Below are 15,044 nucleotides of genomic sequence, written 5' to 3'. Positions count from 1 at the left end.
CCATGCGAATGACACGACGGATCTGGATCCAGATCACAATCTTCCTCACCGTGACCGCAATCAGCTTCGCGGTCATGGCATTCGGCTACATGCGGTTGCCGAACCTGTTGTTCGGGTACGGCCACTACCGGGTCACGGTCGAACTGCCGGAGGCCGGCGGGCTGTACGAACGTTCCAACGTCAGCTATCTGGGCACCACAGTGGGTCTGGTCGAGCGGGTCATACTCACCGACTCCGGTGACGTGGAGGCCGTGCTGTCGCTGCGGTCGGACATGCCGATCCCCAGCGATGTCGACGCGCAGGTGCACAGCCGGTCGGCCGTCGGTGAGCAGTACGTCGCGCTGCTTCCGGTCTCCGATGACGCGCCGCCACTCGCGGAAGGCGATGTGATCCCGCGCTCGCGAACATCGGTGCCCCCGGACATCAACGCGCTGCTGGACGCGACGAACACCGGCCTGCAGGCCATCCCGGGTGACAACCTGCGCACGTTGATCGACGAGTCCTACACCGCATTCGGCGGTTTGGGGCCCGAGATATCACGGTTCGTCAAGGGTTCGACCAACCTGGCGATCGACGCGAAGGCGAACCTGCCCGCGCTGACCAACCTTGCCGACAACGCCGCGCCGATCCTCGATACGCAGACCGACACCGCGGACTCGATCGAGGCGTGGGCGGTGAATCTGGCCGACATCACCGGGCAACTGCGCGAGCAGGACGGCGCTGTCGCCGGACTGCTCCAGAAGGGCCCGGCCGCAGCGGATCAGGTGCGTCAGCTCTTCGATCGGGTGAACCCCACGCTTCCGGTGATGATGGCGAACCTGGCCAACATCGCGCCGGTTCTGGTCACCTACAGCCCGGCGGTCGAGCAGCTGCTGGTGCTGATCCCGATGGGCAATCAGATTCAGCAGGGCACCGGCGTCGCCAACCGGGACGTGAAACTGGACTACAAGGGCGCATTCCTGAGCTTCAACCTGAACCTCAACCTGCCGCCGCCATGCACCACGGGCTTCCTGCCCGCCAGCCAGATGCGCGACGCCACCCATGAGGACGCACCGGAGCGCACCGAGGACGACCTCTACTGCCGGATACCGCAGGACGCGATGTTCAACGTCCGCGGCGTCCGCAACTTCCCCTGCATCGGCCGACCGGGCAAGCGCGCTCCCACGGCCAGGATGTGTGAGAGCGACGAGGAGTACGTGCCGCTCAACGACGGCCTCAGTTGGAAGGGTGACCCGAACGCGACACTGTCCGGTCAGGGGGTGCCCCATCCGCCGGTGGCATTGCCGTCCGAGGGATCGGGTGTCGTTCAGCAGCAGTCACTTCCGCCGATCGCGGTCGCGACGTACGACCCGGCCACGGGCACCTACGTCGGACCGGACGGGCAGGTGTACCGGCAGGGCGACCTGGCCAACGCCGCGCCCGCAGAACGCACGTGGGAGAGCATGCTGGTGCCGCCGGCCGGAAGTTGAGTTCTTCACAGGTCGAACTCGGCGAATACGTTCACCGGGGAACTCTCGGCGCAGGGTGGGATCGGAGCTAGAACGTCGCCGAGATGGGGCCTGCCGGAACGCACACCAGGCCGAGATCCGACCTGACGCGGTAGCACCCCTCGCCGGTCGCGGTGAAGTTCCCGTGAGGCACCCCCGGTGCGAATGCCGTGCTGGGCACGTAGCCGTTCTCGGTGGTGCAGAATCCGCCGTCCCCGGAGCGTGCGACGCATGCGGTGGTCCGAACCGACTGGGCCAGGCCCGAGCAGCGGGTCATGCCGATCTCCGCGGAGACGGCCTGACCGCCACCGGGCATCGACACGACCGCCGGTGCCGTGAGGTTGTACCAGCATTGGGAGTCGGCGGCCGGATCAGCCTGTGCCGCCGGGGAGGTCGGAAGAAGGGTGAGCGCCGAAAGCGCGAACGCGCAGGCCACTCCACTCAGTGTGATCAGCCGCACTCAGTCATCTAAATCGACCCGAGTTGTGCCTGTCAACCGCGCTGAGTTTGTGATGGTGTGGAGGTCTATGTGTTGTGCACCGCGGGTACTGGTGCACAGGACACCGAAGACAGAGGAGCCAGCTGTGGACCTGCCCGTGGCGCCGCCCGTCGAGCCGATGCTGGCCAAGGCGCAGACCAGGGTGCCCGACGAGGCCGGCGTGTGGTCGTATGAACCCAAATGGGACGGCTTCCGGGCCGTGGTGTTCCGGGACGGCGACGAGGTCGTCGTGCAGTCCCGCAACGGCCGGGATCTGGGCCGCTACTTCCCCGAACTGCTGGACGCACTGCGCGACGAGACCGCCCCTCGTTGTGTGCTCGACGGTGAGGTGGTGGTGCCGCGCGAGATCGACGGTCGGGTGCGTCTGGACTGGGATTCGCTCTCGCAGCGCATCCACCCCGCCGCGAGTCGCGTCACGATGCTCGCCGAACAGACACCGGCGCATTTCATCGGATTCGATGCATTGGCCACGGGGACCGCCGCGCTGTTGGACCGGCCGTTTCGCGAGCGTCGAGAAGCTTTGTGCGAGCTGATCTCCGAGAAGACCTGGTGTCATATCACTCGCACCACCGAGGATCCCGAGCAGGGCAAGGAGTGGCTGACGACGTTCGAGGGTGCCGGGCTCGACGGTGTGATCGCCAAACGTCTCGACGGCGCCTACCTGCCGGGGAAGCGGGAGATGGTCAAGGTCAAACACGCCCGCGACGCCGACTGCGTCGCCATGGGGTACCGCATCCACAAGAGCGGTGTCGGCGTGGGATCCATTCTGCTCGGTCTGTACCGCGATGACGGTGAACTCCAGATGGTCGGCGGTGCAGCCTCTTTCACCACCAAGGCCCGAAGTCAACTGTTGGCCGAACTCGAACCGCTGCGGGAGGGCGAGGGGTTGCGATCCGGCGAGCCCAGCCGATGGAACTCCGCGGCCGACAAGCGGTGGATCCCGATTCGGCCTGAGAAGGTCGCCGAGGTGGCCTACGACCAGATGGAGGGCGCCGAGCCGGGATTCCAGCGATTCCGGCACGCGGTCAGATTCGTCCGCTGGCGGCCGGACCGGGAACCGCGAAGCTGCACCTTCGACCAACTCGACGTGCCCGTGCACTACGACCTCTACGACGTGCTGGAGTCGCGATGATGGCAGGCAAGGCAACCGAACTCGACGTCGACGGCGTCCTTGTGCGCGTCACCAACCCGGACAAGCCGTTCTTCCCCGACCTCGGCGCCGACGGCACCAAGGGCAGGCTGATCGACTACTACCGCGCCGTCGCCGATCCGATGGTCACACTGCTGCGGGACCGTCCGACGCATCTGCAGCGATTCCCCGACGGCATCGACGGCGAGGAGATCTATCAGAAGCGTGTGCCGCAGAAACACCCCGACTACCTGCACACCTGCGTGGTGACCTTCCCGTCGGGGCGCACGGCCGACGCGTTGAAGATCGACCATGCCGCCGCGATCGTGTGGGCCGCGCAGATGGGCACCGTGACACTGCATCCGTGGCCGGTGCGCTGTGCGGACACCGACCATCCCGACGAACTGCGCATCGACCTCGACCCGCAACCCGGCACGGGATTCCGTGAGGCGCGCAGCGTCGCCGTCGACGTCCTCAAACCCCTGCTCGACGAACTGGGCCTGCGCGGCTACCCCAAGACCTCCGGCGGTCGTGGTGTGCATGTGTTCATCCCCATCACCGCGGACTGGGACTTCATCGAGGTCCGTCGGGCCGGCATCGCGCTGGCCCGCGAACTCGAGCGGCGTGCTCCGGAGGCGGTGACCACGTCGTGGTGGAAGGAGGAGCGGGGCCAGCGGATCTTCATCGACTTCAACCAGAACGCCCGCGACCGGACGATGGCATCGCCGTATTCGGTGCGCCGCACTCGGATCGCGACGGTGTCGATGCCGCTGACCTGGGCCGAGGTGGGCGACGCGGATCCCGACGACTACACCATGCTGACCGTGCCCGGGATTGTCGCCGAGCGTGACGACCCGTGGGCGGGCATCGATGAGCACCGGCAGTCGCTGCGACCGCTGCTGGACATGGTCGCCGAGGACGAGCAGCGTGGCCTCGGGGATCTGCCGTATCCGCCGAACTACCCCAAGATGCCGGGCGAACCCCCGCGCGTGCAGCCCAGCAAGAAGGTGGCGGCGAACTGGGACGAGGAGGGCAACCGCAGATAGGAGGTTCGAGCACAACGCCGGCTCGGCCGATCACCCTGCCGGGCGCCTGAGACGCTGAAGTCACTTCGTAGCGGTGACGAGGGCCGCTCCTGCTGACGTGGACACAGACCCCAAAGGCGCGGGTGACCGGAGGCAACACCGGTCACCCGCTGCCGCGAGTCTTTAGAAGATCAGACCTTGAGCCCTGCTCCTGGCGGAGGCGAACCGATTCTGGACGTCTTCCCAATTCACCACGTTCCAGAACGCTGTCACGTAATCGGCTTTGACGTTCTTGTACTGCAGGTAGTACGCGTGCTCCCACATGTCGACCTGAAGCAGGGGAATGATGCCCAGCGGAACATTGGCCTGCTGGTCGTACAACTGGAACGTCAGCAGCTTCTGACCGAGCGTGTCATAGCCCAGCACCGCCCAGCCTGATCCCTGCAATCCGTTGGCGGCAGCGGTGAACTGGGCGCGAAACTGGTCGAACGAACCGAATTGATCGGCAATGGCATCTGCCAAGTCGCCGGTCGGCTTATCTCCACCGTTGGGAGACAGGTTCTTCCACCAGATCGTGTGGTTGACGTGCCCGCCCAGGTGGAAGGCGAGGTTCTTTTCGTGGAGGAAGATCGCGCCGTGGTCACCGTTGGCGCGCGCCTCTTCGAGCTTGGCCAGGGTGTCGTTGAGCCCTTTGACATAGGTGGCGTGATGCTTGGAATGGTGAATCTCGTTGATCTGCCCGGAGATATGGGGTTCCAGTGCGCTGTAGTCGTAGTCCAGATCGGGCAGGGTGTACTCGGCCATGCGGGTCCTCTCTGATGGTCGTGAAGTGTGGGCTGTCGCGCTTCGCTGGAGCGCGTCATCCCATCTGTCCATCTCATCATATGTTCATCTGTTAATATGGACACATAGGCTGGCTGCGTGGAACAGCCGATGCACCACGTCACTCAGGAGTCGGCCTTCGGGGACGGCGAGACGTCGCGGCTGTCCCGCTCCAATTCATCTGGACACTTGTCGGTACGGAGTGCGGCTGTGGTTGACGATGAACTGACCCGATGGGCTGTGGATGTGATGACGGCCTGGGCGCAGCAGGACGACGACTCCGACTTCGTACGCGCGCGGATCGCTGCGTACGCATCAGAACCGGATGGCACCGACGGCCTCATCACCGGCCTGATCAATCTGTCCGGATTGCTCCTGTCGGGCATGGAGATGTTCACCGGCAAGTGTCCGGCGGAAACACTGCAGGCCATAGCGGTAGCGGCCTCTCGGCACCATTAGGTGCGAGGGGTCTGCGCGCGGACTCCGCCCACCGGCGCAGCGACCAGTCTCGCTCTGGGGCAGGAGTGCGCACGGCATGTCGTCGTACAGACGCCCGCAAGCGGGGACCCCAGCCACCCCAGCCCGCCCGCGGATGAGAGGACCACGGGCCGCGCGCGGAGACAGAGCCTCTAACTGACCGGGCCAGGCGTCAGCGTGACCTTGCCGTTGAACGGCGTCCCCGCGCGGTCGATCCAGTTCACGTCGATGACGTTGCCCGGATAGCGCTGATCGAGAAGGTCGGTGAGGTCGTTGGCAGAACTGATCGGCACGCCGTCGATGCTCATGATGATGTCGCCGGCGCGCAGGCCGGCGAGATCGGCCGGACCGCCGCGCAGCAGCGACCGGATCGGCAGGCCGCCGGAGCGGCTGCGACCATTGGCGTCGATTCCGACGCCCAGCATGGCCGACGGCCCGATGTGCACCTCCGGCGACGCGGCGCCCGCGCGGATCTGGTTGGCGATGTCCAGTGCCCGGTTGATCGGGATCGCATAGCCCTGACCGCCCGGTTCGGACTCACCGTCGAGGCGGAAGTTGATCGTGGCCGCGGCGTTCATGCCGACGACCTGCCCCGCGCTGTTGACCAGTGCGCCGCCCGAGTCACCCGAGCGCAGGTTGGTGGACGACTCGATCAGGCCGCCCAGTGAGTGTGAGCTTCCGGTCAGTTCGTCCTCAGCGCTGATGGTCTTTGCGAGCGCGGTCACCGCGCCCTGCTCGTGGGTCAGCGGGGCGCCGGTGCCGTTGGCGTTGCCCAGCGTGATGACCGGGTCGCCGAGGGCCACCGTGTTGGAGTCACCCAGCGGGGCCGGCGTCAGCCCGCCAGCACCTCGAAGGCGCAGCAGTGCGACGTCGTCGTCGCGGTCGTAACCCAGCACGTCGGCGTCGAACACCTGCCCCGTGGCCAGGGTGGCCCGGATGCTGTTGGCGCCCTGGACCACGTGGTGGTTGGTCAGCACTTCGCCTTCGGGGGACAACACAATCCCGGTGCCGTTGCCGATGATGCCCTGGAAGTCGTTCATCGTCGTGATCTGGACCAGGCCCGGCTCGACCCGCGCGGACACCGCCGCGGCGTCCAGCGGCGCGGCGGTCGCGGCACCCGGCTGTGTCAGTGGCGCGACCAGGGCAAGCAGCAGCGCGGTGAGCACGCAAAGCGCTGCCCTCGTGGTTCGTCGGATCACAGCCATCACTTGCCTCTCGGGGCGAAGGTTCGGTTCGTTACCTCTCTATATTGCCTGGCAGCGCCGAATTCAACCGGATTGTCAGCTGGCGACGACCCCTCGCGGCAGGATCAGCGGCAGATCGGTGTAGGTCACGATGCCCGGAGGTGCGGCGACGACGGCCGGGATGGCGTTCAGCGGCGGAGTCGCGGTCATGATGTGCCCGAGCACCATGAACTCCTCGAGCGTGGTCGCCTCGAAGTCCGGCGGGGGCAGGAACCCGACCTTCATGGTCACCGTGGGCCGACCGGCCACCTCGATGACCCAGCCGTCCTGGTCGATCTGCCAGTCCGGTTCCAGGGTCTGGCCCTTGCGCCAGCGGACGTTGATCTCGACGCGGGTCTGACCGGCGACGATGCCCTTCCAGCTGGCGTAGACACCGGCGACGCAGCCCGCGGGGATGGTCCAGGAGCCGAGGTCGAGGTCCGCGGTGGTCTGCGCGTACTCGGCGTCGCAGCGCACCTCGTCGAGTTCGACGCCGAGTGCGTCGGCGACCATTCGGACGGCCTCACCGAAGACGCCGGTGCCGTGAGAGGTCATGGCCTGCAGGTCGGGGCTGTCGATGGGCTGGCCGAAGCCGACGGGCTTCTCGGTGGCGGGGGAGTCGTAGAACGTGGTGTCGGCGGCCTCGTTCACCGTGATGCGGTCGACTCGGTCGCAGATGCCCGCCGCGACGATCGACAGCTGGTTGACGTAACCGGGGCTGATGCCGGATCCGAACATGCTGGACCCGCCGCGCTGGCAGGCCTGTTCGATCCGGTCGCGCCCGTCGCCCTGGTTGTGGCCCGTGATGAACGATGCCGTGGCCACGACGTTGATGCCGGCCTCGAGGATGCGCACGAGTTCGTCGACGTCGATCCACATCGGGTTGTAGACGACGACGTCGGGTTTGAGCGCCAGCAGTTCGTCGACGTCATTGGTCGCGGTCACGCCCAGGGGTTCGATGCCGGCGAGTTCACCGACATCGCGCCCGACCTTGTCGGGGGACCAGGCGTAGCAGCCGATCAGGTTGAAGGTCGGATTCTTGGCGATCGCCGCCACGGAGCTCTTGCCGACATTGCCGGTGGTCCACTGCACGACGCGGTACTGACGGGAATCTGTGGAAGTGTTGAGCACTCGCTCAGCATAGGAGGCCGAACGTGGTCTCGGGCCGAAATCAGTTAGACCGACTCAGTTTTTGGTGGTGGCGTTTCTGGCGGGCCGGCGGTTGCGCAGACCGCGCTTGGACGCCGGGGCCGGGGTGTCCTCGTCGGCCACCTCGGTGCTGGCGACTTCGGACTCTTCGACTTCGGACTCTTCGGGGTCGGGCCGGTCAGCGTCGTCCTTGGGGGCGGCATCTTCGGTGCCGGCCTTCTCGGAGGAGGCCGCGTCGTCGCTCTCCTCGGCGGCGCCGGTGGAGTCCTCCTCGGCGGACTTGGGGTCGAGCTTGAGCGGCTTGGGCGCGGGCGGCGGCAACTCGGCGGCGTAGGCCAGGTGGAAGGCCGTCGCACCCAGCAGCGCCAGCGCCGCGGCGGCGCCGTAGATGGCGAAGAGGCCACGGCCGAAGGAGTCGAGATCGAGCCAGATCTCGGCGATCGCGGTGCCGACGATCAACGTGCCGGCCGCGACGTGGCCGATGATCGACCACAGCCGCAGGGTCAGGGCCAGTTTGGGCACCCCGAACTCCGGCCTGCTGGTCCTGACGTGGGTCAACACCACGGGAATCGCGGCGGAGGCCAGCACCAGACCGGTCAGGATGCGGCCCGCGGTGCCCACGCCGTGCGGCCACGTGCCGAGCAGTTCCCACCAGCGCGGCAGCACGAACACGAAGTAGAGGACGGCCGCGGCCAGGAAAGCGAGCGAATGCCAGGTCACCGCGATGCCGCGCCGCATACCCCTCCTTGGGTCGCTCACGTGAGTCCGGGGTGCCGATGAAGTCACCGGCACCCCGGACCGAGTGCGGAGGATAGGGGATTTGAACCCCTGAGGGCTGTTAACCCAACCCGCGTTCCAGGCGAGCGCCATAGGCCACTAGGCGAATCCTCCGTCGGCAATGGTAACCGAGGACCCCGCCAGATCCCGAACCGCTGGTGCCGGGCGGCCGAATCGGGCGACAAGATAGACTGGCCGACGGACCCCGCGCGGCGTCTATCCTGTGAACTCCCCCAGGGCCGGAAGGCAGCAAGGGTCAACGGGCTCTGTCGGGTGCGCGGGGTCCCCTATCTTTCTCCAGCATGTGAAAGGCACGACGTGTCGTTTTCCACCCTTGGTCGTGCGGACCTCGAAGCCGAGCATGCGCAGCAGCAGCGGGACTACACCGCTCTGCAGGCCAAGGGCCTCAAGCTGGATCTCACCCGCGGGAAGCCGTCACCCGAGCAGTTGGACCTGTCCAACGCGCTGCTGGCGCTGCCCGGCAACGAACCCGGTTCGTTCAAGGATCCCGACGGCACCGACACCCGCAACTACGGTGGCCTGCACGGTCTGCCCGCACTGCGCGCGATCTTCAGTGACCTGTTGGGCATCCCGGTGCCGAATCTCATCGCGGGCAACAACGCGAGCCTGGAGATGATGCACGACGCGGTGGTGTTCGCACTGCTGCACGGCACGGTCGACTCGCCCCGGCCCTGGATTCAGGACCTGGCTGGTGGCGGCGTCAAGTTCCTGTGCCCGGCACCCGGGTACGACAGGCACTTCGCGATCACCGAGACCATGGGCATCGAGATGATCCCGGTCCCGATGGGCGAGGACGGACCGGACGTCGACCTGATCGAGGAACTGGTGGCCGCTGACCCCGCCATCAAGGGGATGTGGGCCGTACCGGTCTTCGCCAACCCCACGGGCACCGTGTACTCCTGGGAAGTCGTCCGCCGCCTTGTCCAGATGCGCACGGCCGCACCAGATTTCAAGTTGTTCTGGGACAACGCCTACGCGGTGCACACGCTCACCCACGACTTCCCGCAGCAGGTCGACATCCTCGGCCTGGCCGAGGCCGCCGGTAACCCGCATCGCCCCCTGGTGTTCGCCTCGACGTCGAAGATCACCTTCGCGGGTGCCGGGGTGAGCTTCTTCGGCGGTTCGCTCGGCAACATCGCGTGGTACCTGCAGTACGCCGGCAAGAAGACGATCGGCCCGGACAAGGTCAATCAGCTTCGGCATCTGTTGTACTTCGGCGACGCTGACGGCGTGCGCCTGCTCATGCAGAAGCACCAGCAGATCCTGGCGCCGAAGTTCGCGCTCGTCGCCGAGATCCTGGAGTCCCGGCTGGGCGACTCGAAGGTCGCGTCGTGGACCGACCCCAAGGGCGGTTACTTCGTGAGCCTGGACGTGCTGCCCGGAACGGCCAGGCGCACGGTGGCGCTCGCCAAGGATGCGGGCATCGCCGTCACCGAGGCCGGCTCGGCGTTCCCGTATCGAAAAGACCCCGACGACAAGAACATTCGCATCGCACCATCGTTCCCGTCGCTGCCTGACCTGCGGGAGGCCATCGACGGCCTGGCGACCTGCACGCTGCTGGCCGCCACCGAGTCACTGCTGGGTGCGGATTAGGCCGCGAGCCTGTCCGACGCACTCGGTACCCTGCTGTCGTGGCTCTCTACCGCAAGTATCGACCGGCAACCTTCGCCGAAGTCGTGGGGCAGGAGCATGTCACTGCGCCGCTGTGCACCGCGCTTGAGGCGGGGCGCATCAACCACGCCTACCTGTTCTCGGGTCCGCGTGGCTGCGGCAAGACCTCGTCGGCCCGGATCCTGGCCCGCTCACTCAACTGTGAGCAGGGACCGACACCGACACCGTGCGGCACGTGCGACTCCTGTGTCGCGCTCGCGCCCAACGGGCCCGGCAACGTCGACGTCGTCGAGTTGGATGCGGCCAGCCACGGCGGTGTCGACGACACCCGTGAACTGCGCGACCGGGCGTTCTACGCGCCCGCCCAGTCCCGGTACCGCATCTTCATCATCGACGAGGCGCACATGGTCACCACGGCGGGCTTCAACGCCCTGCTCAAGATCGTGGAGGAGCCACCCGAGCATCTGATCTTCGTGTTCGCCACCACCGAACCCGAGAAGGTCCTGCCGACCATCCGGTCGCGCACGCATCACTATCCGTTCCGGCTGCTGGCCCCGCGCACCATGCGCAGCCTCATCGAGAAGATCACCGCCTCCGAGGACGTCCGCGTCGACGATGCCGTGTATCCGCTGGTGATCCGCGCCGGCGGCGGCTCGCCGCGTGACACCCTCAGCGTTCTCGACCAGCTGCTGGCCGGGGCCGAGGGTAACCATGTGGCCTACCAGCGGGCTCTCGCGCTGCTGGGGGCCACCGACGTCGCCCTCATCGACGACGCGGTCGAGGCGCTGGCCGCCGGGGACGCCGCGGCGTTGTTCGGCGCCGTCGAGTCGGTGATCGACGCCGGCCATGACCCCCGCCGGTTCGCGATGGACCTCCTTGAACGTTTCCGGGATCTGCTGGTGCTGCAGGCCGTGCCGGATGCGGTGACCCGCGGTGTCGTCGACGCACCCGAGGACGAGCTGGAGAAGATGCGTGGCCAGGCCAGCCGGATCGGGCCCGGGACCCTGACTCGGTACGCCGAAGTGGTGCATGCCGGCCTCGGTGAAATGCGCGGCGCGACCGCTCCGAGACTGCTGCTCGAGGTGGTCTGCGCGCGGCTGCTGCTGCCGTCGGCCAGCGACAGCGAGGCCGCGCTGCTGCAGCGGGTTGAGCGCATCGAGACGCGTCTGGACATGTCGATCCCGGCCGCCGAGGCCGGGCAGGGTGCTCCTGCTGCGCGCGCGCCCAAGCAGTTCGTCCGCAAGACCCAGCAGCCCGCCGCACCGGCGGCGCCCGCGCCCGAGGCCGACGCACCGGCGGCACCCGCGCCGCCGGCACCTGAGCCGCCGCCAGCCGAGCCGGTGGCCCGGCCCGAACCCGTGGCCCGGCCCGAACCGGTGGCCCGGCCCGAACCCGTGGCCCGGCCCGAGCCTGTGGCGCGCCCGGAACCCGTCGCGCAACCGTCGGCACCGGCTCCCACGCCGCCGGCGCCCACACCGGCCCCTGCCTCGTCGCCGGCCGCCCCCACGCCTGCGGCCGCACCGGCCCCCGCGGCCGCCGCCGTCGGTCAGCCCAATGCCGCCGCCGTCCGCAGCATGTGGCCCACGGTGCGGGAGAAGGTCCGCAACCTGCGCCGGCCCACCGACGTCATGCTCGACGGCGCCACGGTGCTCGCGGTCGAGGGTGACGTCCTGGTGCTCAGCCACCCGGCGGCGCCACTTGCCAAGCGGCTCAACGAAGATCGCAACGTCGAGATCATCCGGGAGGCTCTGCGCGATGCACTGGGCGTCAACTGGCGCGTGCGCTGCGAAGCAGGCGGAACCTACGCCGCCCCGCCCGAATCCGCTGCTGCCGCAGCCCCTGTCGCTGCGCCGCCGCCCGTGGTGGATCCGCGCAGTGAAGAGGAGTCGATGCTGGCCGAGGCCGCCGAGGAGCCCATCGAGGCGGGCCCGCGGCGGGACCCTGAAGAGGTGGCCCTGGAACTGCTGCAGAACGAATTGGGTGCCCGCAAGATCGAGGGCTGACGCTTCACGGTGCGCGGATGTCGCACGCCTGTCGCCAGGCGAGCGTCACCGCAGCCGCGGAGTGACCTCAGGCCTGCCACCACGGCCGCAGCGGCAACCCGCCGTCGCGGCCCTTCTCGTCGAGCTTGACGGCCAACACCTGGTGCAGCTGAATCACATTGGTCTCGAAGCCCAGGCGTGAGCCGGCCATGTACAGACCCCACACCTTGGCGGTCGGCAGTCCAACCTCCTCGACGGCCTCGTCCCAGTGCTCGACCAGGTTGCGGCACCAGTCCCGCAGAGTCATCGCGTAGTGGTGTCGCAGATTCTCCTCGTGCACCACCTCGAGCCCGACGTCCTGGGCCTCGGTGATGATGCGTCCCGATCCGGTGAGCTCGCCGTCTGGGAAGACGTAGCGGTCGATGAATCCGCCTGCGCTGGCGTTCGACCGGTTGTCGGGACGGGTGATGCAGTGGTTGAGCAGCAGTGCGCCCGGCCGCATCTTGGACTGCAGAAAGCCGAAGTACGACGGATAGTTGTGCACCCCGATGTGTTCGGTGAGCCCGATCGAGGACACCGCGTCGAAACCGGACTCGCGGACGTCGCGGTAGTCCGAGTGACGCACCTCTGCGAGATCGCCGAGTCCTTCGTCAGCGATGGCCTTCTGGGCCCAGGACGCCTGCTCGGCCGACAGTGTCACCCCGATCGCCCGGACGCCATGCCTGGCGGCGTAACGCACCATGCCACCCCAACCACAGCCGACGTCGAGGAGGCGGTCGCCCGGCTTGAGCCGCAACTTCTCGAACACCAGGCGGTACTTGTTGTCCTGGGCCTCTTCAAGCGAGGCGTCCTCGGTCGGGTAGCACGCGCAGGTGTAGGTCATCGACGGTCCAAGCACCCACTCGTAGAACGTGTTCGAGACGTCGTAATGGTGGTGGATGGCCTCGGCGTCACGAGTCCTGCTGTGCCGGATCCCTTCGGCGATCCGTCGCCACCGGGGCAGGGCCTCCTGCGGCGGCGGAGCGATGGGCCTGAGGTGCTCGATGCCGATCGAACGCACGATCTGCGCCAACAGCCGTGCTGGTGGACGCTTGAAGTCCAACTGATGCGCCAGTGCGCGCAGCAGGTCGTAGGGGTCGCCCGGATGCACGCCGTGGGGTTCGAGGTCCCCGGACACATAGGCCCGGGCCAGGCCCAGATCGCCGGGCGCGGTGGCCAGGTACGTCGTGCCGCGCGGAGTCAGCAGGTCCAACCCGAGGCTGGCGTCCTCTGGACCGGCCGCGCTGCCGTCGTAGGCCGTGAACTTCAGCGGCACCTCGCTGCCCGCGGTGAAGATCTCGAGAATCTCCGCCAGGCTCAGCCTGCCGGTCCTGGTCAGTGGCTGTTCTTTGAACGTGGTCATCGCCGTTGCACCGCCTTCGCATAGAGATCGAGCAGACGTGAGTCGGGGTCATAGGTCTTCTTGATGCTTCTGTAGGTTTCCCCTCCGTAGAGTTCGTCGAACTCCTCTGGGCTGTAATAGGCGTCGGAGTACAGCGACTTGTGCCCGTCGAGTTCGCTGACCTTGGCCTCGATGAGTCGGTTGGTGTGGCCCGGTGTCGGCCCCACCGGTACCGACGACCAGAAGCCGACGTTGACGTAGGTGTGGCCGGGCTGCAGCGGATACAGCGGCCAGCGGTCCTGATCACGTAATCGCAGCGGGCACAACCAGATCGGCTCGATCGGCACGTTGTTGAGGAACCAGTCGACGAACTCGGCGGTTCGTTCGACCGGGACCTCCACGTCCTGGACCACCCTCTCGCGGGGCGGGCGACCGTTGCGCTTCTCGATCCGGTCGGCGATGTTGAACCGCTGGTCGTAGCCGATCAGCTTCCAGTAGAAGCTGCTGCGCCGATACCGCCGCGGCCACCATCGGCGGATTCGCGGGTTCTGCGCGCCGAATGCGCGGGAACACCAGAACCAATCGGTGTCCCACCGCCACAGATAATCGTGGATGGTCAGACGGTCGTGCCTGCTGCCCTCGGCGTGCTGGATGGACCGGTAATAGATCTGGTCGCCGGTGTAGTCGCTGACCGGGCCAGCGGTGCGCGTCTGTCGGCCGAGGCACAGGTAGGACTCGTCGGCGCTGAACACCACCCCGTCGAGGTAATCGACCGGAACCCCGTCGTGGCGGCCCGTCTCCACGATGCGCGCAAGGGCGTCGACCAGGTCGGGTACGGAGTGAAAACGGACGTGCTCGAGCGCGACGAACGGCTTCACCGGTTCGAGCTCGATCCTCAACCGCACGGAATAGCCCAACGTGCCATAGGAGTTGGGGAACGCCCGGAACAGATCCGGGTGACGGTCGGGTGCCGCCGTGACGATCCGGCCGTCGCCGGTCAGGATGTCCATCTCGAGCACCGACTCATGCGGCAGACCGTTGCGGAACGACGTCGACTCGATGCCCAGGCCTGTGACGGCACCACCGAGGGTGATGGTCTTCAACTGCGGAACCACCAGCGGTGACAGCCCGTACGGCAGCGTGGCCGCGACCAGATCCTCGTATGTGCACATGCCGGCGACGTCGGCCGTGCGGTTGTGTGCGTCGACGGAGATGACGCCGGTCAGGCCGGAGACGTCGAGACCCGGCGCGTTGCTCTTGGCGCGAGCCCGGAACAGGTTGGAAGTCTGCTTGGCCAATCGGACGGTCGCTGCCGCCGGAATCGCGCGGTAGCTGCGAAGGAGCCGCTCCACGCCGCGGGCGTGGGCAGATGGTGCGTCGGTTTCCAGAACAGACACGGATATACGCTAGTCGCAGGGCGCGGTCCACGCGACCGCACGAACCACAACGAGGAGTTTTTGG

At 67.3% G+C, this 15,044-nt stretch carries 13 protein-coding genes, 1 tRNA gene and 1 other RNA gene; 7 read left to right on the top strand and 8 right to left on the bottom strand.

The features are described 5' to 3' along the window. Nucleotides 1-2: 2 nt before the first annotated feature. Entirely contained in the window at nt 3-1,469 is a 1,467-nt protein-coding gene (locus A5727_RS25660; RefSeq protein ID WP_068257338.1) for an MCE family protein, read from the top strand. 67 nt (nt 1,470-1,536) lie between these two features. Here the strand turns inward: A5727_RS25660 and A5727_RS25655 are convergent, their stop codons facing one another. Then, nucleotides 1,537-1,947, bottom strand: coding sequence for a hypothetical protein (locus A5727_RS25655; protein ID WP_068257335.1), 411 nt, complete (start codon nt 1,945-1,947; stop codon nt 1,537-1,539). Nucleotides 1,948-2,071: 124 nt separating this feature from the next. On the opposite strand from A5727_RS25655, the gene A5727_RS25650 reads away from it, so the two are divergent. Then, nucleotides 2,072-3,118 carry an ATP-dependent DNA ligase gene (locus tag A5727_RS25650; RefSeq protein WP_157521567.1) on the top strand — a complete coding sequence of 349 codons (1,047 nt, stop codon included), beginning with the start codon at nt 2,072-2,074 and terminating at the stop codon, nt 3,116-3,118. Next, a complete protein-coding gene (ligD, locus tag A5727_RS25645) occupies nt 3,118-4,161 on the top strand; it encodes a non-homologous end-joining DNA ligase (RefSeq protein WP_068257329.1) in 1,044 nt (347 codons plus the stop codon). The genes A5727_RS25650 and ligD overlap by 1 nt, the downstream gene beginning before the upstream one ends. Before the next feature lie 162 nt (nt 4,162-4,323). Here the strand turns inward: ligD and A5727_RS25640 are convergent, their stop codons facing one another. Next, nucleotides 4,324-4,944, bottom strand: a complete 621-nt coding sequence (locus A5727_RS25640) for a superoxide dismutase (RefSeq protein ID WP_068257326.1) — start codon at nt 4,942-4,944, stop codon at nt 4,324-4,326. 117 nt (nt 4,945-5,061) lie between these two features. Here A5727_RS25640 and A5727_RS25635 point away from each other — a divergent pair, with 117 nt between their 5' ends. Continuing rightward, on the top strand, nt 5,062-5,421 hold the full coding sequence (locus A5727_RS25635; protein ID WP_231992226.1) for a hypothetical protein: 360 nt from the start codon (nt 5,062-5,064) through the stop codon (nt 5,419-5,421). 170 nt (nt 5,422-5,591) lie between these two features. On the opposite strand, the gene A5727_RS25630 is transcribed toward A5727_RS25635, so the two are convergent. From A5727_RS25630 to A5727_RS25615, 4 genes are all read right to left on the bottom strand, one after another. After that, nucleotides 5,592-6,605: a S1C family serine protease gene (locus tag A5727_RS25630; protein ID WP_353612286.1), complete on the bottom strand. Its 1,014-nt coding sequence runs from the start codon at nt 6,603-6,605 to the stop codon at nt 5,592-5,594. A gap of 114 nt (nt 6,606-6,719) precedes the next feature. Then, nucleotides 6,720-7,793, bottom strand: coding sequence for an NAD(P)H-dependent amine dehydrogenase family protein (locus A5727_RS25625; protein ID WP_068257319.1), 1,074 nt, complete (start codon nt 7,791-7,793; stop codon nt 6,720-6,722). Between the two features lie 54 nt (nt 7,794-7,847). Beyond that, nucleotides 7,848-8,549, bottom strand: a complete 702-nt coding sequence (gene lucA, locus A5727_RS25620) for a lipid uptake coordinator LucA (protein WP_068257313.1) — start codon at nt 8,547-8,549, stop codon at nt 7,848-7,850. 67 nt (nt 8,550-8,616) lie between these two features. Beyond that, a tRNA-Ser gene (locus A5727_RS25615) sits at nt 8,617-8,702 on the bottom strand. A gap of 83 nt (nt 8,703-8,785) precedes the next feature. Between A5727_RS25615 and ffs the strand changes: the two genes are divergently transcribed. From ffs to A5727_RS25600, 3 genes are all read left to right on the top strand, one after another. After that, nucleotides 8,786-8,880, top strand: an RNA gene (gene ffs, locus A5727_RS25610) — signal recognition particle sRNA small type. A gap of 26 nt (nt 8,881-8,906) precedes the next feature. After that, nucleotides 8,907-10,202, top strand: a complete 1,296-nt coding sequence (locus A5727_RS25605; protein ID WP_068257311.1) for an aspartate aminotransferase type Ic — start codon at nt 8,907-8,909, stop codon at nt 10,200-10,202. A 38-nt stretch (nt 10,203-10,240) separates the two neighbouring features. Further along, nucleotides 10,241-12,223 (top strand): DNA polymerase III subunits gamma/tau, encoded by a 1,983-nt coding sequence (locus A5727_RS25600; RefSeq protein WP_068257309.1) that lies wholly within the window; start codon nt 10,241-10,243, stop codon nt 12,221-12,223. Nucleotides 12,224-12,290: 67 nt separating this feature from the next. Here A5727_RS25600 and A5727_RS25595 read toward each other — a convergent pair whose 3' ends face one another. Further along, nucleotides 12,291-13,604, bottom strand: coding sequence for a class I SAM-dependent methyltransferase (locus A5727_RS25595; protein ID WP_068257308.1), 1,314 nt, complete (start codon nt 13,602-13,604; stop codon nt 12,291-12,293). Next, the gene (locus A5727_RS25590) at nt 13,601-14,980 is read right to left on the bottom strand and encodes an FAD-binding oxidoreductase (RefSeq protein ID WP_068257305.1); all 1,380 of its coding nucleotides are present in this window, start codon (nt 14,978-14,980) and stop codon (nt 13,601-13,603) included. The genes A5727_RS25595 and A5727_RS25590 overlap by 4 nt, the downstream gene beginning before the upstream one ends. Between the last annotated feature and the right edge of the window lie 64 nt (nt 14,981-15,044).

The sequence above is a fragment of the Mycobacterium sp. ACS4331 genome (assembly GCF_001667265.1).
Taxonomy (GTDB): domain Bacteria; phylum Actinomycetota; class Actinomycetes; order Mycobacteriales; family Mycobacteriaceae; genus Mycobacterium.
The sequence above is the reverse complement of the archived record's forward strand: the minus strand, read 5'-3'. Positions and strand labels throughout refer to the sequence as shown.

Excerpts from the sequence above, each read along its gene's own strand:
- A5727_RS25660 (WP_068257338.1), top strand. The coding sequence starts at position 3 with ATGCGAATGACACGACGGATCTGGATCCAGATCACAATCTTCCTCACC.
- ligD (WP_068257329.1), top strand. The coding sequence starts at position 3,118 with ATGGCAGGCAAGGCAACCGAACTCGACGTCGACGGCGTCCTTGTGCGC.
- A5727_RS25640 (WP_068257326.1), bottom strand. The coding sequence starts at position 4,944 with ATGGCCGAGTACACCCTGCCCGATCTGGACTACGACTACAGCGCACTG.
- lucA (WP_068257313.1), bottom strand. The coding sequence starts at position 8,549 with ATGCGGCGCGGCATCGCGGTGACCTGGCATTCGCTCGCTTTCCTGGCC.
- A5727_RS25595 (WP_068257308.1), bottom strand. The coding sequence starts at position 13,604 with ATGACCACGTTCAAAGAACAGCCACTGACCAGGACCGGCAGGCTGAGC.